General features: G+C 53.2%; 20 protein-coding genes. 12 read left to right on the forward strand and 8 right to left on the reverse strand.

Annotation, left to right across the window (positions count from 1 at the left end; translation table 11 throughout):
- The first annotated feature begins 1 nt into the window (after position 1).
- On the forward strand, positions 2-481 hold the full coding sequence (gene coaD, locus OGV57_RS22960) for a pantetheine-phosphate adenylyltransferase (protein ID WP_054528890.1): 480 nt from the start codon (positions 2-4) through the stop codon (positions 479-481).
- A 38-nt stretch (positions 482-519) separates the two neighbouring features.
- Here coaD and mutM read toward each other — a convergent pair whose 3' ends face one another.
- The 4 genes from mutM to radC form a co-directional block, all read right to left on the reverse strand.
- Positions 520-1,329, reverse strand: coding sequence for a bifunctional DNA-formamidopyrimidine glycosylase/DNA-(apurinic or apyrimidinic site) lyase (gene mutM / locus OGV57_RS22965; protein ID WP_003844529.1), 810 nt, complete (start codon positions 1,327-1,329; stop codon positions 520-522).
- A 98-nt stretch (positions 1,330-1,427) separates the two neighbouring features.
- On the reverse strand, positions 1,428-1,595 hold the full coding sequence (gene rpmG, locus OGV57_RS22970; RefSeq protein ID WP_003024094.1) for a 50S ribosomal protein L33: 168 nt from the start codon (positions 1,593-1,595) through the stop codon (positions 1,428-1,430).
- Between the two features lie 20 nt (positions 1,596-1,615).
- A complete protein-coding gene (gene rpmB, locus OGV57_RS22975) occupies positions 1,616-1,852 on the reverse strand; it encodes a 50S ribosomal protein L28 (RefSeq protein WP_003024071.1) in 237 nt (78 codons plus the stop codon).
- Positions 1,853-2,070: 218 nt separating this feature from the next.
- Positions 2,071-2,736, reverse strand: a complete 666-nt coding sequence (gene radC / locus OGV57_RS22980; protein WP_003837605.1) for a RadC family protein — start codon at positions 2,734-2,736, stop codon at positions 2,071-2,073.
- A 171-nt stretch (positions 2,737-2,907) separates the two neighbouring features.
- Between radC and coaBC the strand changes: the two genes are divergently transcribed.
- The 3 genes from coaBC to slmA all read left to right on the forward strand — a co-directional run bounded on the left by coaBC (position 2,908) and on the right by slmA (position 5,277).
- The gene (gene coaBC, locus OGV57_RS22985; RefSeq protein WP_003024066.1) at positions 2,908-4,128 is read left to right on the forward strand and encodes a bifunctional phosphopantothenoylcysteine decarboxylase/phosphopantothenate--cysteine ligase CoaBC; all 1,221 of its coding nucleotides are present in this window, start codon (positions 2,908-2,910) and stop codon (positions 4,126-4,128) included.
- Positions 4,106-4,564, forward strand: a complete 459-nt coding sequence (dut, locus tag OGV57_RS22990; protein WP_006687626.1) for a dUTP diphosphatase — start codon at positions 4,106-4,108, stop codon at positions 4,562-4,564. The genes coaBC and dut overlap by 23 nt, the downstream gene beginning before the upstream one ends.
- A gap of 116 nt (positions 4,565-4,680) precedes the next feature.
- Entirely contained in the window at positions 4,681-5,277 is a 597-nt protein-coding gene (slmA, locus tag OGV57_RS22995) for a nucleoid occlusion factor SlmA (RefSeq protein ID WP_003024060.1), read from the forward strand.
- Between the two features lie 82 nt (positions 5,278-5,359).
- Here the strand turns inward: slmA and pyrE are convergent, their stop codons facing one another.
- Positions 5,360-6,001, reverse strand: a complete 642-nt coding sequence (gene pyrE, locus OGV57_RS23000; protein WP_003844527.1) for an orotate phosphoribosyltransferase — start codon at positions 5,999-6,001, stop codon at positions 5,360-5,362.
- 65 nt (positions 6,002-6,066) lie between these two features.
- Positions 6,067-6,783, reverse strand: coding sequence for a ribonuclease PH (gene rph, locus OGV57_RS23005; protein ID WP_003024054.1), 717 nt, complete (start codon positions 6,781-6,783; stop codon positions 6,067-6,069).
- 125 nt (positions 6,784-6,908) lie between these two features.
- On the opposite strand from rph, the gene OGV57_RS23010 reads away from it, so the two are divergent.
- Positions 6,909-7,772: a YicC/YloC family endoribonuclease gene (locus OGV57_RS23010; RefSeq protein WP_003024052.1), complete on the forward strand. Its 864-nt coding sequence runs from the start codon at positions 6,909-6,911 to the stop codon at positions 7,770-7,772.
- Between the two features lie 259 nt (positions 7,773-8,031).
- Complete coding sequence (locus OGV57_RS23015; RefSeq protein WP_003024049.1) at positions 8,032-8,649, forward strand: trimeric intracellular cation channel family protein; 618 nt, start codon at positions 8,032-8,034, stop codon at positions 8,647-8,649.
- Here OGV57_RS23015 and ligB read toward each other — a convergent pair.
- On the reverse strand, positions 8,646-10,325 hold the full coding sequence (ligB, locus tag OGV57_RS23020) for an NAD-dependent DNA ligase LigB (RefSeq protein WP_054528930.1): 1,680 nt from the start codon (positions 10,323-10,325) through the stop codon (positions 8,646-8,648). The genes OGV57_RS23015 and ligB overlap by 4 nt on opposite strands.
- A 261-nt stretch (positions 10,326-10,586) precedes the next feature.
- Between ligB and gmk the strand changes: the two genes are divergently transcribed.
- Genes gmk through recG form a run of 5 tightly spaced genes read left to right on the forward strand, consistent with a single transcriptional unit; the run spans position 10,587 to position 16,460 of the window.
- Complete coding sequence (gene gmk / locus OGV57_RS23025) at positions 10,587-11,210, forward strand: guanylate kinase (protein WP_003024042.1); 624 nt, start codon at positions 10,587-10,589, stop codon at positions 11,208-11,210.
- Between the two features lie 54 nt (positions 11,211-11,264).
- Positions 11,265-11,540 carry a DNA-directed RNA polymerase subunit omega gene (rpoZ, locus tag OGV57_RS23030; protein ID WP_000135058.1) on the forward strand — a complete coding sequence of 92 codons (276 nt, stop codon included), beginning with the start codon at positions 11,265-11,267 and terminating at the stop codon, positions 11,538-11,540.
- Between the two features lie 18 nt (positions 11,541-11,558).
- A complete protein-coding gene (spoT, locus tag OGV57_RS23035; protein WP_003024038.1) occupies positions 11,559-13,673 on the forward strand; it encodes a bifunctional GTP diphosphokinase/guanosine-3',5'-bis pyrophosphate 3'-pyrophosphohydrolase in 2,115 nt (704 codons plus the stop codon).
- 10 nt (positions 13,674-13,683) lie between these two features.
- The gene (gene trmH / locus OGV57_RS23040) at positions 13,684-14,373 is read left to right on the forward strand and encodes a tRNA (guanosine(18)-2'-O)-methyltransferase TrmH (protein WP_003837594.1); all 690 of its coding nucleotides are present in this window, start codon (positions 13,684-13,686) and stop codon (positions 14,371-14,373) included.
- A 5-nt stretch (positions 14,374-14,378) separates the two neighbouring features.
- Complete coding sequence (gene recG / locus OGV57_RS23045; protein WP_003837591.1) at positions 14,379-16,460, forward strand: ATP-dependent DNA helicase RecG; 2,082 nt, start codon at positions 14,379-14,381, stop codon at positions 16,458-16,460.
- A 42-nt stretch (positions 16,461-16,502) separates the two neighbouring features.
- On the opposite strand, the gene gltS is transcribed toward recG, so the two are convergent.
- Positions 16,503-17,708 (reverse strand): sodium/glutamate symporter, encoded by a 1,206-nt coding sequence (gene gltS / locus OGV57_RS23050; protein WP_003024029.1) that lies wholly within the window; start codon positions 17,706-17,708, stop codon positions 16,503-16,505.
- A 225-nt stretch (positions 17,709-17,933) separates the two neighbouring features.
- Between gltS and xanP the strand changes: the two genes are divergently transcribed.
- A complete protein-coding gene (xanP, locus tag OGV57_RS23055) occupies positions 17,934-19,325 on the forward strand; it encodes a xanthine/proton symporter XanP (protein ID WP_054528891.1) in 1,392 nt (463 codons plus the stop codon).
- Positions 19,326-19,339: the final 14 nt, after the last annotated feature.

Raw genomic sequence — 19,339 nt, forward strand, 5'->3', positions numbered from 1 at the left:
CATGCAAAAACGGGCGATTTATCCAGGAACCTTTGATCCCATAACTAACGGCCATCTTGATATCGTGACGCGTGCGACCAGCATGTTCGATCACGTGATCCTGGCGATTGCCGCAAGTCCCAGTAAAAAACCGATGTTTACCCTTGAAGAGCGCGTCGAGCTGGCGCAACAGGCAACGGCGAATCTCGGCAATGTGGAAGTTCTGGGATTCAGCGACTTAATGGCAAATTTTGCCCGTGATAATCAGGCTAACATTCTGATCCGAGGCCTACGCGCGGTAGCAGATTTTGAGTATGAAATGCAGCTGGCGCACATGAACCGCCACCTAATGCCGCAACTGGAAAGCGTCTTTCTGATGCCGTCTAAAGAGTGGTCATTTATCTCATCGTCACTGGTGAAAGAAGTCGCCCGCCATCAGGGTGATGTGACGCACTTTCTGCCGGAAAACGTCCATCAGGCGTTAATGAGTAAGTTGAAGTAATGTGCCTGGCCGGATGCTGCATCCGGCCAGCAATGAAACTATTTCTGACAGCGACGGCAATAGAACGTTGTACGCTGGGCGTGTTTTGTCGCAACAATCGGTGCGCCACATGCGCGGCAAGGTTCACCTTCTCTCCCATAGACCTGCAGCTCCTGGGCAAAATAGCCCGGCTTACCGTCACTTTGCAGAAAGTCCTTCAGCGTCGTCCCGCCCTGCTCGATAGAACGCAGCAAAACCGCCTTGATAACGCGTACCAGCAGTTCACACTCATCTTTCGACAGCGATGATGCCAGACGGTCAGGATGGATACCAGCCGCAAACAGCGACTCGCTGGCATAGATGTTTCCCACCCCCACCACCAGCTTGTTATCCATCAGCCAGGGTTTAATCGCCGTTTTCTTCTTTGCACATTTCTGCTGTAGATAACCGGCGTTGAAATCGTCACTCAGCGGCTCAGGGCCAAGATGGGCGAGGACATTATGTCCATCCAGCTCTTTAGTCCACAGCCAGGCACCAAAGCGACGGGGATCGGTATAACGCAGAACTTTGCCATTGCTCATCACTAAGTCAACGTGGTCGTGCTTATCTGCCGGAAGCTCTTCAGGAAGGATACGCAAACTACCCGACATCCCCAGATGAATGATTACCCAGCCATCCGGCAGCTCCAGAAGCAGGTATTTTGCGCGCCGCTGTACGCTCAGGACAGGTTTATCGCTCAGGCGATAGATTTCCTCTGATACCGGCCAACGCAAACGACCGTTACGCACAGTCGCGTGCATAATCGTTGCCCCCACCAGATGCGGCTCAATCCCACGGCGACTGGTTTCGACTTCAGGTAATTCAGGCATAGTATCTCCGGCGGTATATCAGGTCTCATTAATATGGGGACGGCCAGAAAACAAAAAACCCCGCCGAGGCGAGGTTTTTTGCTACATCGAAACTAAAATTATTTGATTTTAGCTTCTTTGTACAGTACGTGCTGGCGTACAACTGGATCGAATTTTTTCAGTTCCAGTTTTTCCGGCTTAGTACGTTTGTTCTTCGTAGTGGTATAGAAATGACCAGTACCAGCAGAAGAAACCAGCTTGATTTTCTCACGAATACCTTTAGCCATGATTTATTTCCTCTTAGTACTTAGTACTTTTCGCCACGGGCACGCAGTTCAGACAGAACTGTTTCGATGCCTTTCTTATCAATTACACGCATACCTTTAGCAGATACACGCAGGGTGACAAAACGCTTCTCGCTCTCAACCCAAAAACGGTGAGAGTGCAGGTTCGGCAGGAAACGGCGTTTAGTCGCGTTCAGTGCGTGGGAACGGTTGTTACCGGTCACCGGACGCTTGCCAGTAACTTGGCAGACTCGGGACATGTCTATTCTCCAAAAATCAAATTAGCTCGAGCTTCGTATGGGGTATCGGCGCCTCGTCAGGCTTTACAGCCCGGTCATCGCATAGTTCTAAGTGAACTCTCGATTGCCAGGCCCAAATGCCAAACCCGAGATTCTCAAAGGTGGCGTAGTATACGCTGACCCGGCGTTATGCTCAAGTCCCGAACAGACAAAGATCCCGATGGATCGCGTAAAGTGCGTTAAATCCAACCGCGTTCCGCAAAAGAAACGTACTCTCCGCGCCCAATGACCAGATGATCAAGCACCCGGATATCCATGAACTGACAGCATTTCACAACACGCTCGGTGATGAGTTTATCTGCTTTACTCGGCTCTGCACACCCCGAAGGGTGATTATGCGCAAGGATCACAGCGGAAGCATTCATTTTTATCGCTTCGCGGACAATTTCTCGCGGATGTACCTCGACGTGGCTTAGTGTCCCGGAAAAAAGTTTGCTGTGTTTAATCACTTGATGTTGAGAATCCATAAAGATCACCAGAAAGATCTCGCGTTCCTCTTGCGAGAGCTGGCTTTGCAGAAATTCACGCGCCATTTCCGGGCTAAGTAGAGCACGCTCCTCTATCACTCGCACGTTGTAGTAGCGTCTTGCCAGCTCCGCAATACCCTTCAACTGTGCATACTTCGCGATACCGATTCCCGGAACATAGCTAAAATCCATGTAATCAGCAGACAACAAACCATACAACGACTCAAAATGCTGAAGCATCTCTTTCGCCAGCGTAAGCACATCTTTACCCTGAATGCCGGTACGTAAAAAAAGCGCCAGTAACTCAACATCGGTCAGCGAACTGGCCCCCTGTGCCAACAGCTTTTCCCTGGGCATCATACTTCCTGTATTGTCCATACTTTTCCCTCCTTTCGCGTCCGCATAGTGGCATAACACCGACGGTGAATCGACGCGCGGTTTTCACTTCTTCGTAGTGCCTCGCAAAGTAGAAGGCGGTCAAAAGCACGACAAATTGCGGATTGTGATAAAATATCCGCCTTCTGGTGAAACCCAACAGGAAAGATCATGATGAGCCTGGCCGGTAAAAAAATCGTACTTGGCGTCAGTGGCGGGATTGCTGCGTACAAGACCCCTGAGCTGGTGCGTCGTTTACGGGAACGCGGCGCTGACGTCCGCGTGGCGATGACCGAAGCGGCAAAAGCATTTATTACTCCCCTGAGTTTACAGGCAGTTTCAGGTTATCCCGTTTCCGACAGCTTGCTTGATCCCGCAGCCGAAGCTGCGATGGGCCACATTGAGCTGGGAAAATGGGCCGATTTGGTCATCCTGGCGCCCGCTACAGCAGACCTGATTGCTCGTGTCGCCGCAGGTATGGCCAACGACCTGGTGTCAACGATTTGTCTGGCAACGCCTGCTTCTGTTGCTGTACTGCCAGCCATGAACCAGCAGATGTATCGCGCAGCCGCAACCCAGCACAATCTGGGTATTCTTGCCTCACGCGGTTTGCTCATTTGGGGCCCAGACAGCGGTAGCCAGGCATGTGGCGATGTCGGTCCTGGACGTATGCTGGATCCGTTAACAATTGTGGATATGGCGGCAGAACATTTTTCGCCTGTCAACGATCTGCAACATCTCAACATCATGATTACGGCGGGTCCGACGCGTGAACCGCTTGATCCCGTGCGTTATATTTCCAACCATAGCTCCGGGAAGATGGGATTTGCTATCGCGGCCGCTGCAGCAAAGCGCGGGGCAAACGTCACACTGGTATCGGGTCCGGTTTCGTTATCCACACCACCATTTGTTCAGCGGGTTGATGTGATGACCGCGTTGGAAATGGAAGCCGCTGTGCAGTCTGCAGTGCAACAACAGCATATTTTTATCGGCTGCGCTGCAGTCGCTGATTATCGCGCTGAAACTGTCGCCCACGAAAAAATAAAAAAACAAGCGACGCAGGGTGATGAATTAACAGTAAAAATGGTCAAAAACCCGGACATTATCGCCGGTGTTGCCGCACTGGATGCTAACCGTCCTTTTGTCGTTGGGTTTGCCGCCGAAACAAATAATGTGGAAGAATATGCCCGGCAAAAACGCATCCGCAAAAACCTTGATGTGATCTGTGCGAACGACGTTTCGCTGTCAACTCAAGGGTTTAACAGCGATAGCAACGCATTACACCTTTTTTGGCAGGATGGAGACAAAGTCTTACCGCTTGAGCGTAAAGAACTCCTGGGCCAATTATTACTCGACGAGATCGTGACCCGTTATGATGAAAAAAATCGACGTTAAGATTCTGGACCCGCGCGTTGGGCAACAATTTCCGCTCCCGACGTACGCCACTTCTGGTTCTGCCGGACTTGACCTGCGTGCTTGTCTTGATGACGCCGTAGAACTGGCACCGGGCGCAACAACGCTGGTGCCAACCGGGTTAGCTATCCACATTGCCGATCCTTCTCTGGCAGCGGTGATGCTCCCGCGCTCCGGATTGGGCCATAAGCACGGTATCGTGCTGGGCAATCTGGTTGGTTTGATTGATTCCGACTACCAGGGCCAACTGATGGTGTCCATCTGGAACCGTGGTCAGGACAGCTTCACTATTGAGCCGGGCGAACGTATCGCGCAGATGGTATTTGTACCGGTCGTGCAGGCTGAATTTAATCTGGTGGAAGAGTTTGAAGCCACCGATCGTGGCGAAGGTGGCTTCGGCCATTCCGGGCGCAAGTAACCCGCAGAAAAGTATCCCATAGCGTAATAACGCAATAACACACCGCAAACAACAGTTTGCGGTCGCTGTGTGGATGCCTGCCTGGCAAGAGCTTATTTTCAGGGGTATTTTGTAACATGGTAGAAAAGCAAACTGCGAAAAGGAATCGTCGCGAAGAAATACTTCAGTCTCTGGCACTGATGCTTGAGTCCAGCGATGGTAGCCAACGCATCACCACAGCAAAGCTGGCAGCCTCAGTTGGCGTATCCGAAGCGGCATTGTATCGCCATTTCCCCAGCAAGACCCGTATGTTCGATAGCCTGATTGAGTTTATCGAAGATAGTCTGATTACGCGTATCAATCTGATTTTGAAAGATGAAAAGGACACCAGCGCGCGTCTGCGTCTGATCGTTCTGCTGATTTTAGGGTTTGGTGAGCGTAATCCGGGCCTGACGCGAATTCTGACCGGACACGCGTTGATGTTCGAGCAAGACCGTCTGCAAGGTCGCATTAACCAACTTTTTGAGCGCATTGAAGCGCAGTTGCGCCAGGTTCTGCGAGAAAAAAGAATGCGTGAAGGTGAAGGCTACACCGTGGATGAAACGCTTCTGGCCAGCCAGTTACTGGCTTTCTGCGAAGGTATGCTATCCCGGTTTGTACGTAGCGAATTTAAATACCGCCCAACGGATGATTTTGACACCCGCTGGCCGTTGGTTGCCGCTCAATTGCAGTAGCGGTTTCGTCTTGTCCGGCCTACGTAAAACGTAGGCCCGGTAAGTGCGTAGGCCGGATCAGCGCAGCGCTATCCGGCAGTCCTTATACACCGTATGCTTCGCGATAGGCTCGTACTGCCGCCAGGTGCTCCGCCATATCCGGTTTCTCTTCCAGATACGCAATCAGGTCTTTCAGGGTGATAATAGAGATCACTTTGCAACCGTAATCACGTTCCACTTCCTGAATAGCGGAAATCTCGCCGCGACCGCGTTCCTGACGATCGAGAGAAATCAGTACCCCCGCCAGAGTGGCGCCATTCGCCTGGATAATTTCCATCGACTCACGAATCGCCGTACCTGCGGTGATAACATCATCCACCAGCATCACGCGCCCCTCAAGTGCACTACCGACCAGATTGCCACCTTCACCGTGGGTCTTCGCCTCTTTACGGTTAAAGCAGTACGGCAAATCTTTATCGTGGTGTTCAGCCAGCGCAACGGCCGTTGTAGTCGCAATCGGAATACCTTTGTACGCTGGGCCAAACAGCAAATCGAACTCAATACCGGAATCCACCAGCGCTTCGGCGTAAAAACGGCCTAACAGAGCCAGGTCGCGCCCGGTATTAAACAGTCCGGCGTTGAAGAAATAGGGGCTTTTACGCCCGGATTTCAGCGTAAACTCGCCAAACTTTAGTACCTGCTTGCTAAGCGCAAACTCAATAAACTGGCGCTGATACGGTTTCATGGATTCGCTCCTCATCTCACTTTATTACAGACAAAAAAAAGGCGACTCATCAGTCGCCTTTAAAATCAATTTTCTAACGCCGCCTTCTGCGTCGCTACAATGGATTCGATTCCCCCTCGGGCCAACGCCAGTAGGGTGAGAAGTTCTTCATGGCTGAATGGCTCACCTTCCGCCGTGCCCTGAACCTCTATAATGCGACCGTCTTCAGTCATCACTACGTTCATATCGGTTTCTGCAGCAGAGTCTTCAACGTACTCGAGGTCGCAGAGCGCTTCACCGTTAACAATGCCCACGGAAACTGCGGCGACCATCCCTTTCATCGGGTTAGTTTTCAGTTTACCGCTCGCGACCAGCTTGTTCAGCGCATCAGCTAACGCAACACATGCACCGGTAATTGATGCGGTGCGCGTACCGCCATCTGCCTGGATAACATCGCAGTCTAGGGTAATGGTGAACTCACCGAGCGTCTTCAGGTCAACGGCAGCGCGCAACGCGCGAGCGATCAGACGCTGGATTTCCATGGTACGACCACCCTGCTTACCTTTCGCCGCTTCACGGGCGTTACGGGTGTGCGTGGCGCGTGGCAGCATGCCATATTCTGCGGTGATCCAACCCTGGCCCTGACCTTTCAGAAAACGCGGTACGCCTTCATCAATAGAAGCGGTACATAGCACTTTGGTATCACCAAATTCGACCAGCACGGAGCCTTCAGCGTGTTTTGTATAATTACGGGTCAGGGTGACGGGACGCACCTGATTGGCACTACGACCTGCTGGACGCATGATAAAATCTCCGGCTTGAAACGAATGTGGCTGCGCATTATACGGACTTCCGACTGTTATTCCTATCCTGACAAGACGTGGATGGCTATAATCCTCCCATCTCATCTTTAAAAACAGGAACGTCTATGATCCGCAGCATGACCGCCTACGCCCGGCGTGAAATCAAGGGTGAATGGGGTAGCGCTACCTGGGAAATGCGCTCGGTAAACCAGCGTTATCTGGAAACTTATTTTCGCCTGCCGGAGCAGTTCCGTAGTCTCGAACCCGTAGTTCGCGAACGTATCCGCACGCGTCTGACGCGCGGTAAAGTCGAATGTACGCTGCGTTTTGAGCCTGATGCCAGTGCACAAGGCGAGCTGATTCTGAATGAAAAACTCGCTAAACAGCTCGTTAGCGCTGCTAACTGGGTCAAAATGCAGAGTGATGAAGGTGAAATTAACCCGGTTGATATCCTGCGTTGGCCAGGCGTAATGGCAGCCCAGGAGCAAGATCTGGACGCCATTGCCGCCGAAATCCTCGCCGCGCTTGACGGTACGCTGGATGACTTTATCGTTGCGCGTGAAACCGAAGGTCAGGCTCTGAAGGCGTTGATCGAGCAGCGTCTGGAAGGCGTCAGCGCCGAAGTGACGAAGGTACGTGCGCATATGCCGGAAATCCTGCAATGGCAGCGCGAGCGTCTGGTAGCCAAACTGGAAGATGCTCAGGTGCAACTGGAAAATAATCGTCTTGAGCAAGAGCTGGTGCTGATGGCACAGCGTATCGACGTGGCTGAAGAACTGGATCGCCTGGAAGCTCACGTCAAAGAAACCTACAACATTCTGAAGAAAAAAGAGGCGGTTGGCCGTCGTCTGGACTTCATGATGCAGGAATTCAACCGTGAGTCGAATACTCTGGCATCGAAGTCTATCAATGCCGAAGTGACTAACTCCGCAATTGAACTGAAGGTATTGATCGAGCAAATGCGCGAGCAAATTCAGAATATCGAGTAAGTCACCATCTCACGTAGCCCGTCAATAAACGGCGGCGCTACGTGCTTTTCCCGACGCTATCAGTTCTCATCTATGCGATCAGACTTATATTTTCTCATCATTTATTGTCACCACTCATATCACAAAGCGCATGCCATAACGTGTTTACAACAATTTCGCATTAGCTGTAGTTATTAGAATCACTTCGCCTTAGAAAATCTCAATCGTGACAGTGCGCACAAATCGTTAACCTTAGCCCCCAGCAAATCAGGGGGAATACATGCTGTTACACGTTTTATACTTAATTGGTATTACTGCCGAAGCCATGACCGGTGCGCTTGCGGCTGGGCGTCGTCGTATGGATACATTTGGCGTCATTATCATTGCCACCGCGACAGCCATTGGCGGTGGTTCAGTACGCGATATTCTTCTCGGCCATTATCCGCTCGGCTGGGTAAAGCACCCTGAATACGTCATTATCGTAGCCACTGCCGCGGTACTGACCACTATTATTGCTCCCGTGATGCCCTATCTGCGCAAAATATTCCTCGTACTGGATGCGCTGGGCCTGGTGGTCTTTTCTATTATCGGGGCTCAGGTGGCACTGGATATGGGCCATGGACCGATTATCGCCGTGGTCGCTGCGGTCACTACCGGGGTTTTCGGCGGCGTATTACGCGATATGTTCTGCAAACGCATCCCGCTGGTGTTCCAGAAAGAACTGTATGCCGGCGTATCATTTGCCGCTGCCGTGCTGTACATCGTGCTGCAGCATTATGTCTCCAGTCATGATGTGGTGGTTATCTCTACCCTGCTCTTCGGCTTTACCGCCCGACTACTGGCGCTGCGCCTGAAGTTAGGTCTGCCAGTATTTTACTATCGCCATGAAGGCCATTAAGGCATAAATCCCGCGATCCGCTGAGCAGCTAACCAGTTGCTCAGCGCTGTGACCTCTCGATCCTCCAGCCATTGAATAACCTGCCGTGCCCGCTGCTCCCCCATGAAAGGAAGCTGCCGCCAGCTTTGTTCATCGCGTTCTTGCAATTGCTGCCACGAACCATCCCTGCTGGCATTCAGCGTTGCCTGTGTTAACGGTATTCCCATGGCAATCACCCAGCGCGTGAACGGAAGATCGCGTGACAGGTTGAATTGATGCCATAACTTCTCCCCTTTGCTTACACCAAATGTGGACTGTAGTTGTTCCTGAGTTAGCCCGAGCCAGGAAAAGATATGCTCAAAACGATACACCTGGTGGAGCTCCCGCCATCCCGCCTCGCCGATGCCCTCCAGCCCCAGCACCTCTTTGGCCCCCAGCCAGACCAGTCTGGCAACAAACTGTTCCTGGCACTCCGCTGTGGCATAAAAACAGGTTAATGAATTGAAGCGCCCCTCGGGTGGCACTGGCTTACTACGCTGGGTACTGCGCCAGACCACCTCATCTATACGGGGGATCCCTTGTCCGGCCAGGCTCACCAGAATCTGATCGCCAGGCGCGATATCCCATTCATTCCAGCGTCTAACGGAGCCAATATTGACGCGCTGTACGCGCTTATCATCCAGCATGACGGGAGTCAGCAATGCTACCACCGCAATTTTCCCGCTTTTACCAACGGAGAACTGAATACCGGTTACCTCAGACACCCTGGCCACGGGAGGATATTTCCACGCAGCCAGCCAGTCTCCCTGTCCGGGTAGCCAGTATCGTGCCTGCGGCTCTTTTCCTGTTCGCACGACCACGCCATCAGTGACAAAAGGTAATGCTGAAGTCCACCACTTTGCTCGCACTTGCTCTACGTCATCCGCACTCTTCACGGCCTTGGTAAAATGTTGCGTGAAACTGAACCCGGCAGCAGTGAGCTGCTCCAGTCTTTCAGACATGACCGCAGGACCATCGGGCCAGGCCCAGATAAAAATAGCCAGCGAGCCTAATAATTCCTGATTGCTCTGGCGCATCATCAATCCAGCAACCTTCGAGCGGGCGTTCATTCCCCCTCTCTGCTTCTGAATATGCCCCTCTTGCTGCAAAAAAATCTCACCCTGCAACGTACTGTTAGCGAGATTCCCCTTGGTGGAATGTGGTACGGAAGGGATCTGAAGAACCTTTTGCGTCCAGTCTTCGCCTTTCAGGCCATTACCACGGCTAATCGCCCGTACCAGATTGCCATTGCGATAGACTAACGTCACTGCCACGCCATCCACCTTCGGTTGCACCCAGAGATCGCTGCGCGCGTGCATCCATTGCTGTAGCGCTTGCTTATCGGCAAGTTTTCGAACACCCGTGTGGGGAACGGGGTGCGATACTGTGCCACCCATTGGTGGCGCAGACAGATCTGGTGGAACTTCATCACCAAAACAGCGCTGCCATTGAATTAGTTGCGCATTGAACTGGTCATAAACGCCGTCATCTACGGCACTTTCACCCTGTTTCCAGTAACTGTCATTCCACTGTGTTATCTGCTGCTGTAGTCGTGAAATTTCCTCGTTTGCCCTGGCAGGTGACCAGACGGGGCATACCGCCCATGCGGGTAGATACCCCATTAGCAAAACCAGTCCTATGCCTTTCCATAATCCCATGTTACCTCCGCTGAGCACTGCATTTCCTGGCAGGTATAGCGCGAAATAATAGGGAAACAGAGCGGCAAAAAAGCATCCTGCGAGCAACGTTCCTGACATTTGCACGTATTGCTGCAAATCATCGATAAAACAGGAAACTGATACGCAAAACGCAATAAACATGCGCAAAAAGTGTGACAAGGGCTACGTCACATAGCGGCTACGTGTATAATAAGCCCGTATGTAGGCTCTCTTTCGACAATCACATACATTAAGATACTCATGGCTCAAGGCACGCTTTATATTGTTTCTGCCCCCAGTGGCGCGGGTAAATCCAGCCTGATTCAGGCTTTATTAAAGACCCAACCGTTGTATGACACCCAGGTTTCTGTTTCGCACACCACGCGCGCACCGCGCCCGGGGGAAGTGCACGGTGAACACTATTTTTTTGTGAACCATGATGAATTCAGAACCATGATTGGCAGAGACGCGTTCCTGGAACACGCGGAGGTTTTCGGTAATTACTACGGCACCTCACGTGAAACCATTGAGCAAGTATTAGCATCCGGCGTAGACGTCTTTTTAGATATCGACTGGCAAGGTGCGCAGCAAATTCGCGAAAAAATGCCGCATGCGCGCAGTATTTTTATTTTGCCGCCATCTAAGATTGAGCTGGACCGCCGTCTGCGTGGCCGCGGTCAGGATAGCGAAGACGTGATCGCAAAACGTATGGCGCAAGCTGTTGCAGAAATGAGCCATTACGCCGAATATGATTATCTTATTGTGAACGATGATTTCGATACCGCCCTGGGCGATTTGAAAACCATCATTCGCGCCGAACGTCTGCGCATGAGCCGCCAAAAGCAGCGTCATGACGCTTTAATCAGCAAACTGTTGGCAGACTGAACCCACATTCAGTATCATGCCCAGTCATTTCTTCACCTGTGGAGCATTTTAAGTATGGCACGCGTAACTGTTCAGGACGCTGTAGAGAAAATTGGTAACCGTTTTGACCTGGTACTGGTCGCCGCGCGTCGCGCTCGTCAGATGCAGGTAGGCGGAAAGGATCCGCTCGTACCGGAAGAAAACGATAAAACTACCGTTATCGCGCTGCGCGAAATCGAAGAAGGTCTGATCAACAACCAGATCCTCGACGTGCGTGAGCGCCAGGAACAGCAAGAGCAGGAAGCCGCTGAATTACAAGCCGTTACCGCTATTGCTGAAGGTCGTCGTTAATCACAAAGCGGGTCGCCCTTGTATCTGTTTGAAAGCCTGAATCAACTGATTCAAAACTACCTGCCGGAAGACCAGATTAAGCGTCTTCGGCAGGCGTATCTCGTTGCACGTGACGCTCACGAGGGCCAGACACGTTCAAGCGGTGAACCCTATATCACGCACCCGGTAGCGGTAGCCTGCATTCTGGCCGAGATGAAACTCGACTACGAAACGCTGATGGCTGCTCTGCTGCATGACGTGATTGAAGATACCCCAGCCACCTATCAGGACATGGAACAGCTTTTTGGTAAAAGCGTTGCAGAGCTGGTAGAAGGGGTATCGAAGCTTGATAAGCTTAAGTTTCGCGATAAGAAAGAGGCGCAAGCCGAAAACTTTCGCAAGATGATTATGGCGATGGTGCAGGATATCCGCGTCATTCTCATCAAACTTGCCGACCGTACCCACAATATGCGCACGCTGGGCTCATTACGCCCGGACAAGCGTCGCCGCATCGCCCGTGAAACCCTCGAAATCTATAGTCCGCTGGCACACCGTTTAGGTATTCATCACATTAAAACCGAGCTGGAAGAGCTGGGTTTTGAAGCGCTGTACCCGAACCGCTATCGCGTGATTAAAGAAGTGGTTAAAGCCGCTCGCGGCAACCGCAAAGAGATGATCCAAAAAATCCTCTCGGAAATCGAAGGGCGTTTGCAGGAGGCAGGTATTCCGTGTCGCGTAAGCGGGCGTGAGAAGCACCTGTACTCTATTTACTGCAAAATGGTGCTCAAAGAGCAGCGTTTTCACTCCATCATGGATATCTACGCATTTCGCGTCATCGTTCATGATTCCGATACCTGCTATCGCGTACTCGGCCAGATGCACAGCCTGTACAAACCACGTCCTGGCCGCGTGAAAGACTATATTGCCATCCCAAAAGCGAACGGATATCAGTCTTTGCACACCTCAATGATCGGCCCTCATGGCGTCCCGGTTGAAGTACAGATTCGTACTGAAGACATGGACCAGATGGCAGAGATGGGTGTCGCAGCGCACTGGGCTTACAAAGAGCACGGCGGCGAAAGCAGCACCACTGCGCAAATCCGCGCTCAACGCTGGATGCAAAGCCTGCTGGAACTGCAGCAGAGCGCCGGTAGCTCGTTTGAATTTATTGAAAGCGTTAAATCTGATCTCTTCCCGGATGAGATTTATGTTTTCACACCGGAAGGGCGCATTGTCGAACTGCCCGCCGGTGCAACGCCTGTCGACTTCGCCTACGCCGTGCATACCGATATCGGTCACGCTTGCGTCGGCGCGCGCGTCGACAGACAGCCTTACCCGCTTTCACAACCGCTCTTTAGCGGTCAGACAGTTGAGATTATTACCGCCCCGGGTGCGCGCCCGAATGCCGCGTGGCTCAACTTCGTCGTCAGTTCGAAAGCGCGCGCCAAGATTCGCCAACTGCTGAAAAACCTCAAGCGCGATGATTCCGTCAGTCTGGGCCGTCGACTGCTCAACCATGCCCTGGGCGGTAGCCGTAAACTGGCTGAAATCCCGCCAGAGAGCATCCAGCGTGAGCTTGAGCGTATGAAGCTCGCCACTCTTGACGATCTGCTCGCAGAAATCGGTCTGGGTAATGCCATGAGCGTGGTGGTAGCGAAAAACCTCCAGCAGGGCGAAGCAACAGCGAACGTACCGGCACAATCTGGTCATGGTCATCTGCCGATCAAAGGTGCAGACGGCGTGCTGATCACCTTCGCGAAATGCTGCCGTCCAATTCCAGGCGATCCCATCATTGCCCATGTCAGTCCGGGTAAAGGTCTGGTGATTCACCATGAGTCCTGCCGTAATATTCGTGGCTACCAGAAAGAGCCAGAGAAATTTATGGCGGTGGAATGGGATAAAGAAACAGAGCAGGAATTCATCACTGAGATTAAGGTGGATATGTTTAACCACCAGGGTGCTTTGGCGAACCTGACGGCGGCAATCAACACGACCACCTCCAATATTCAAAGCCTGAATACGGAAGAGAAAGATGGTCGCGTCTATAGCGCCTTTATTCGCTTGACCGCTCGCGATCGCGTGCACCTGGCGAATATCATGCGCAAAATCCGCGTCATGCCGGACGTGATAAAAGTCACCCGTAACCGTAACTAGAACACGTTTTATGAATGAACAGCGCTATGCACGTATCCGCGAAATGCTCGCACGTCGTCAGCCAGATCTGACCGTCTGCATGGAAGAGGTCCACAAACCTCATAACGTTTCCGCTATCATTCGTACTGCAGATGCGGTCGGCGTGCATGAAGTCCACGCCGTCTGGCCGGGTAGCCGTATGCGCACCATGGCCTCTTCTGCCGCAGGCAGCAACAGTTGGGTGCAGGTGAAAACTCACCTTACTATTGGCGATGCGGTCACACATTTAAAAAACCGCGGCATGCAGGTTCTGGCAACTCATCTGTCAGATAAAGCCGTGGATTTTCGCGAGATTGATTACACACGCCCCACCTGCATCCTGATGGGCCAGGAGAAAACCGGCATCACTCAGGAAGCGTTGGATCTGGCAGATCAGGACATCATCATTCCCATGACTGGCATGGTGCAGTCGCTGAACGTTTCGGTCGCCTCCGCGCTGATTCTGTACGAAGCACAACGCCAGCGGCAAAACGCTGGGATGTACCGACGAGAAAACAGCATGCTGCCACAAGACGAGCAGCAGCGCTTACTGTTTGAAGGCGGTTATCCGGTGCTGGCGAATGTCGCTAAGCGCAAAGGTCTTCCCTACCCTCACGTAAACACGCAGGGCGAAATTGAAGCCGATGCAACGTGGTGGGCCACTATGCAGTCTGCGAGATAAACGCGATGAAAGGCCGTTTACTGGATGCCATCCCACTCAACTCTCTGACCGGCGTTGGCGCAGCGCAAAGCAGTAAACTGGCGAAAATTGGCCTGCACACCGTACAGGACCTCCTGCTACACCTCCCCCTGCGTTACGAAGACCGTACCCATCTGTACCCAATTGGCGAACTGCTGCCGGGCGTCTATGCCACCGTTGAAGGCGAAGTGCTGAACTGCAATATCACCTTCGGTGGCCGCCGGATGATGACCTGTCAGATCAGCGATGGCTCCGGCATTCTCACCATGCGCTTTTTCAACTTCAGCGCAGCAATGAAAAACAGCCTCGCCACCGGTCGCCGGGTGCTGGCCTACGGTGAAGCCAAACGCGGGAAATACGGCGCAGAGATGATCCACCCGGAATACCGTGTGCAGGGCGATCTCAGCACGCCGGAATTACAGGAAACGCTGACCCCTGTTTATCCGACTACCGAAGGCGTGAAGCAGGCCACGCTGCGCAAGCTGACCGATCAGGCACTGGATCTGCTCGATACTTGCGCCATTGCCGAACTGCTACCGCCAGAGCTGTTACAGGGCATGATGAGCCTGCCCGAAGCACTGCGCACGTTGCACCGCCCCCCACCGTCGCTGCAACTCAGCGATCTGGAAACAGGACAACATCCGGCGCAGCGACGTCTGATTCTCGAAGAACTGCTGGCGCATAATCTCAGCATGCTGGCACTACGCGCCGGGGCACAGCGTTTTCATGCCCAGCCGCTGAGCGCAAACAATGCGCTGAAAGATAAGCTGTTGGCGGCGCTACCATTTAAACCGACTGGCGCACAGGCTCGCGTTACCGCGGAGATCGAACGTGATATGGCACTGGATGTCCCAATGATGCGCCTGGTACAGGGTGATGTCGGCTCAGGTAAAACGCTGGTTGCGGCGTTAGCCGCCCTGCGCGCTATCGCACATGGTAAGCAGGTTGCGCTGATGGCCCCCACCGAATTATTGGCTGAACAACATGCGAATAACTTCCGCAGCTGGTTCGCGCCGCTGGGCGTTGAAGTGGGCTGGCTGGCGGGCAAGCAGAAAGGCAAAGCGCGTCTGGCGCAACAGGAAGCCATCGCCAGCGGTCAGGTGCAGATGATTGTCGGTACTCATGCAATTTTCCAGGAACAGGTTCAGTTCAACGGTCTGGCACTGGTTATCATCGACGAACAGCACCGCTTCGGGGTGCATCAGCGTCTGGCGCTGTGGGAAAAAGGTCAGCAGCAGGGTTTCCACCCGCACCAGCTAATCATGACTGCCACGCCAATCCCGCGCACGCTGGCGATGACCGCCTATGCCGATCTCGACACCTCAGTAATTGATGAACTCCCACCGGGACGTACCCCGGTCACCACGGTCGCCATTCCGGATACCCGCCGCAGCGATATTATTGATCGCGTGCGCAACGCCTGTACCCACGAAGCGCGCCAGGCATACTGGGTCTGTACGCTGATTGAAGAGTCTGATCTGTTAGAAGCTCAGGCAGCAGAAGCAACGTGGGAAGAGCTTAAGATTGCGCTGCCAGAACTCAATATTGGCCTGGTACACGGCCGTATGAAGCCCGCCGAGAAGCAGTCAGTAATGGCGGCCTTTAAGCAGGGTGAACTGCATCTGTTGGTTGCCACCACAGTGATTGAAGTGGGCGTGGACGTGCCAAACGCCAGCCTGATGATTATTGAAAACCCGGAGCGCCTGGGCCTGGCCCAGCTGCATCAGCTACGTGGCCGCGTAGGTCGTGGCGCGGTGGCCTCCCACTGCGTCCTGCTGTACAAATCACCGCTGTCTAAAACCGCGCAGAAACGCTTGCAGGTTCTGCGAGACAGCAACGACGGGTTCGTGATTGCGCAAAAAGATTTAGAGATTCGCGGCCCCGGCGAGCTGTTAGGTACTCGCCAGACCGGAACGGCAGAATTCAAGGTCGCAGATTTACTGCGTGATCAGGCGATTATCCCGGAAGTTCAGCGCATTGCTCGCCATATTCACGAACGCTATCCGCAACAGGCCGTGGCGCTAATAGAGCGCTGGATGCCGGAAACCGAACGCTACTCCAACGCATAGTCGATTCATAGCGGCGGCGGATGTTACCCCGCCGCACAGCCGTTATTGCGCAAAAATCGGTAACAGCAGATACAGCTTAATCACCAGCGCGTTGACGATATCGATAAAGAATGCCCCCACCATCGGCACCACCAGAAACGCCATATGGGATGGCCCAAAGCGTTCGGTAATCGCCTGCATGTTGGCAATCGCCGTCGGCGTCGCGCCGAGGCCAAAACCGCAGTGTCCAGCAGCCAGCACAGCGGCATCGTAGTTCTTACCCATCATGCGCCAGGTAACGAATATCGCATACAGCGCCATGAAAATGGTCTGCACAACCAGGATTGCCAGCATCGGCAAGGCCAGAGAAGCCAGTTCCCATAGCTTCAGGCTCATCAGCGCCATCGCCAGGAACAGTGACAGACTAACGTTACCCAGCACAGAAACCGCACGTTCGAACACCCGGTAGAAGCCCAGTAGCGCCAGACCATTGCTGAGGATCACCCCAACAAACAGCACGCAAACGAAGGTCGGCAGTTCCAGTACCGTTCCAACCAGCATTTGCGCAACGATTTTCCCCACCGTCAGACAGATAGCGATCAGCGCGATGGTTTCAATCAGCACCAGTGAGGTGATCATGCGTCCGACGTCCGGCTTTTCAAATGCGGTCGGCACAGCCTGATCGTCCGGCATACCGTCTGGCGTGGTGGAGTGTTTGACCAGATAGCGTGCCACCGGGCCGCCAATCAGCCCACCCAATACCAGACCAAACGTTGCGCAAGCCATCGCCACTTCAGTCGCATTGGTGAAGCCGTAACGTTCAATAAACAGCTTGCTCCATGCGGCCCCGGTTCCGTGTCCACCAGAGAGGGTGATCGAGCCAGCGATCAGACCCATCAGCGGGTCCAGACCCAGCAGGGTCGCCATACCAATACCGATGGCGTTTTGCATCAGCAACAGGCCAACAACCACAATCAGAAAAATACCCACCACGCGGCCGCCAGCACGCAAACTTGCGATATTGGCGTTCAGACCGATAGTGGCGAAGAAGGCCAGCATCAACGGATCGCGCAGGGTCATATCGAAGTTAACTTCCCAACCCATGCTTTTTTTCAGCACCAGCAGCGCAATCGCCACCAGCAGGCCGCCCGCTACGGGTTCGGGAATGGTGTATTTTTTCAGGAAGGAAACAGACTGGACGAGCTTACGTCCCAGCAGCAACACAAGGGTTGCCGCAACCAGCGTTGATAACGTATCGAGATAAAACATTTACAGCTCCATTAGTGCGTTTAGCACAATCACGCACGATGCATTCCAGACCGATTTTTAGCTCTTATTGAGTTTTCGGGGTGGATTTTAAGCAGAAAATGATGAAAAGTTATATAAAAATGTTTGTTTATCCGTTTTAAATATTAAGAATACCTGCTAGCAAACGTTTGCTTTTCCGCCCTGGTCAGATAAAATCACCGCTTTTCCACCATGGGATTGCCTCTGATGTCCGTTAACGCCGTAGAGTCAACAAATGCGCAACCGGTTGCGCAGGCTCACAACAGTGAACTGATTTACCGTCTTGAAGATCGCCCCCCGTTAGCCCAGACCTTGTTTGCCGCCTGTCAGCATCTGCTGGCCATGTTCGTCGCGGTAATTACTCCCGCTCTGTTAATTTGCCAGGCGCTTGGTTTACCGGCTCAGGATACTCAACACATTATCAGTATGTCGCTGTTCGCCTCCGGCGTAGCTTCTATCATTCAGATCAAAGCCTGGGGGCCGGTAGGCTCAGGGCTGCTATCCATTCAGGGCACCAGCTTTAACTTTGTTGCGCCACTGATTATGGGCGGTACGGCGCTAAAAACCGGTGGCGCAGATGTCCCAACCATGATGGCGGCGCTGTTCGGTACGTTGATGCTGGCAAGCTGCACCGAGATGGTTATCTCACGCGTACTGCATTTGGCGCGGCGGATCATTACCCCATTGGTCTCAGGCGTGGTGGTGATGATTATCGGCCTGTCGCTGATTCAGGTGGGTCTGACATCAATTGGTGGTGGCTATGCCGCAATGAGCGACAACACCTTTGGTGCACCGAAGAATTTACTGTTGGCAGGCGTGGTACTGGCGCTAATCATCCTGCTTAACCGTCAACGCAACCCTTACCTGCGTGTTGCGTCATTGGTGATTGCGATGGCGGCAGGCTATCTGCTGGCCTGGTTTATGGACATGCTGCCGCAAAATACCGCACCGGTAAGCCAGGACCTGCTAATGGTGCCAACGCCGCTGTATTATGGCCTGGGTATCGACTGGAGTTTACTGCTGCCGCTGATGCTGGTCTTTATGATCACCTCGCTGGAAACCATCGGCGATATTACGGCCACCTCTGATGTCTCCGAGCAGCCGGTTTCTGGTCCGCTGTATATGAAACGCCTGAAAGGCGGCGTGCTGGCGAACGGTCTGAACTCGTTTGTTTCCGCTGTGTTCAACACCTTCCCGAATTCCTGTTTTGGACAGAACAACGGGGTTATTCAGTTAACTGGCGTTGCCAGCCGCTACGTCGGTTTTGTGGTGGCGTTGATGTTGATCGCGCTGGGCCTGTTCCCGGCGGTCAGCGGTTTTGTACAGCATATTCCTGAGCCAGTACTGGGCGGGGCAACGCTGGTAATGTTCGGTACTATCGCCGCATCCGGCGTGCGTATTGTGTCCCGCGAGCCACTGAACCGCCGCGCGATTCTGATTATCGCGCTGTCGCTGGCCGTCGGCCTGGGCGTCTCCCAGCAGCCGTTGATCCTGCAGTTCGCCCCGGACTGGGTGAAAAACCTACTCTCTTCCGGCATTGCCGCAGGCGGTATTACCGCTATCGTTCTGAACCTGGTGTTCCCACCAGAGAAGCAATAAGCAAAATGCGGCGT

Origin of the sequence: Citrobacter sp. Cf087 (genome assembly GCF_030334285.1) — a bacterium.
GTDB lineage: Bacteria > Pseudomonadota > Gammaproteobacteria > Enterobacterales > Enterobacteriaceae > Citrobacter > Citrobacter freundii.

Excerpts from the sequence above, each read along its gene's own strand:
- coaD (WP_054528890.1), top strand. The coding sequence starts at position 2 with ATGCAAAAACGGGCGATTTATCCAGGAACCTTTGATCCCATAACTAAC.
- mutM (WP_003844529.1), bottom strand. The coding sequence starts at position 1,329 with ATGCCTGAATTACCTGAAGTCGAAACCAGTCGCCGTGGGATTGAGCCG.
- rpmG (WP_003024094.1), bottom strand. The coding sequence starts at position 1,595 with ATGGCTAAAGGTATTCGTGAGAAAATCAAGCTGGTTTCTTCTGCTGGT.
- rpmB (WP_003024071.1), bottom strand. The coding sequence starts at position 1,852 with ATGTCCCGAGTCTGCCAAGTTACTGGCAAGCGTCCGGTGACCGGTAAC.
- radC (WP_003837605.1), bottom strand. The coding sequence starts at position 2,736 with ATGGACAATACAGGAAGTATGATGCCCAGGGAAAAGCTGTTGGCACAG.
- coaBC (WP_003024066.1), top strand. The coding sequence starts at position 2,908 with ATGAGCCTGGCCGGTAAAAAAATCGTACTTGGCGTCAGTGGCGGGATT.
- dut (WP_006687626.1), top strand. The coding sequence starts at position 4,106 with ATGATGAAAAAAATCGACGTTAAGATTCTGGACCCGCGCGTTGGGCAA.
- slmA (WP_003024060.1), top strand. The coding sequence starts at position 4,681 with ATGGTAGAAAAGCAAACTGCGAAAAGGAATCGTCGCGAAGAAATACTT.
- pyrE (WP_003844527.1), bottom strand. The coding sequence starts at position 6,001 with ATGAAACCGTATCAGCGCCAGTTTATTGAGTTTGCGCTTAGCAAGCAG.
- rph (WP_003024054.1), bottom strand. The coding sequence starts at position 6,783 with ATGCGTCCAGCAGGTCGTAGTGCCAATCAGGTGCGTCCCGTCACCCTG.
- OGV57_RS23010 (WP_003024052.1), top strand. The coding sequence starts at position 6,909 with ATGATCCGCAGCATGACCGCCTACGCCCGGCGTGAAATCAAGGGTGAA.
- OGV57_RS23015 (WP_003024049.1), top strand. The coding sequence starts at position 8,032 with ATGCTGTTACACGTTTTATACTTAATTGGTATTACTGCCGAAGCCATG.
- ligB (WP_054528930.1), bottom strand. The coding sequence starts at position 10,325 with ATGGGATTATGGAAAGGCATAGGACTGGTTTTGCTAATGGGGTATCTA.
- gmk (WP_003024042.1), top strand. The coding sequence starts at position 10,587 with ATGGCTCAAGGCACGCTTTATATTGTTTCTGCCCCCAGTGGCGCGGGT.
- rpoZ (WP_000135058.1), top strand. The coding sequence starts at position 11,265 with ATGGCACGCGTAACTGTTCAGGACGCTGTAGAGAAAATTGGTAACCGT.
- trmH (WP_003837594.1), top strand. The coding sequence starts at position 13,684 with ATGAATGAACAGCGCTATGCACGTATCCGCGAAATGCTCGCACGTCGT.
- recG (WP_003837591.1), top strand. The coding sequence starts at position 14,379 with ATGAAAGGCCGTTTACTGGATGCCATCCCACTCAACTCTCTGACCGGC.
- gltS (WP_003024029.1), bottom strand. The coding sequence starts at position 17,708 with ATGTTTTATCTCGATACGTTATCAACGCTGGTTGCGGCAACCCTTGTG.
- xanP (WP_054528891.1), top strand. The coding sequence starts at position 17,934 with ATGTCCGTTAACGCCGTAGAGTCAACAAATGCGCAACCGGTTGCGCAG.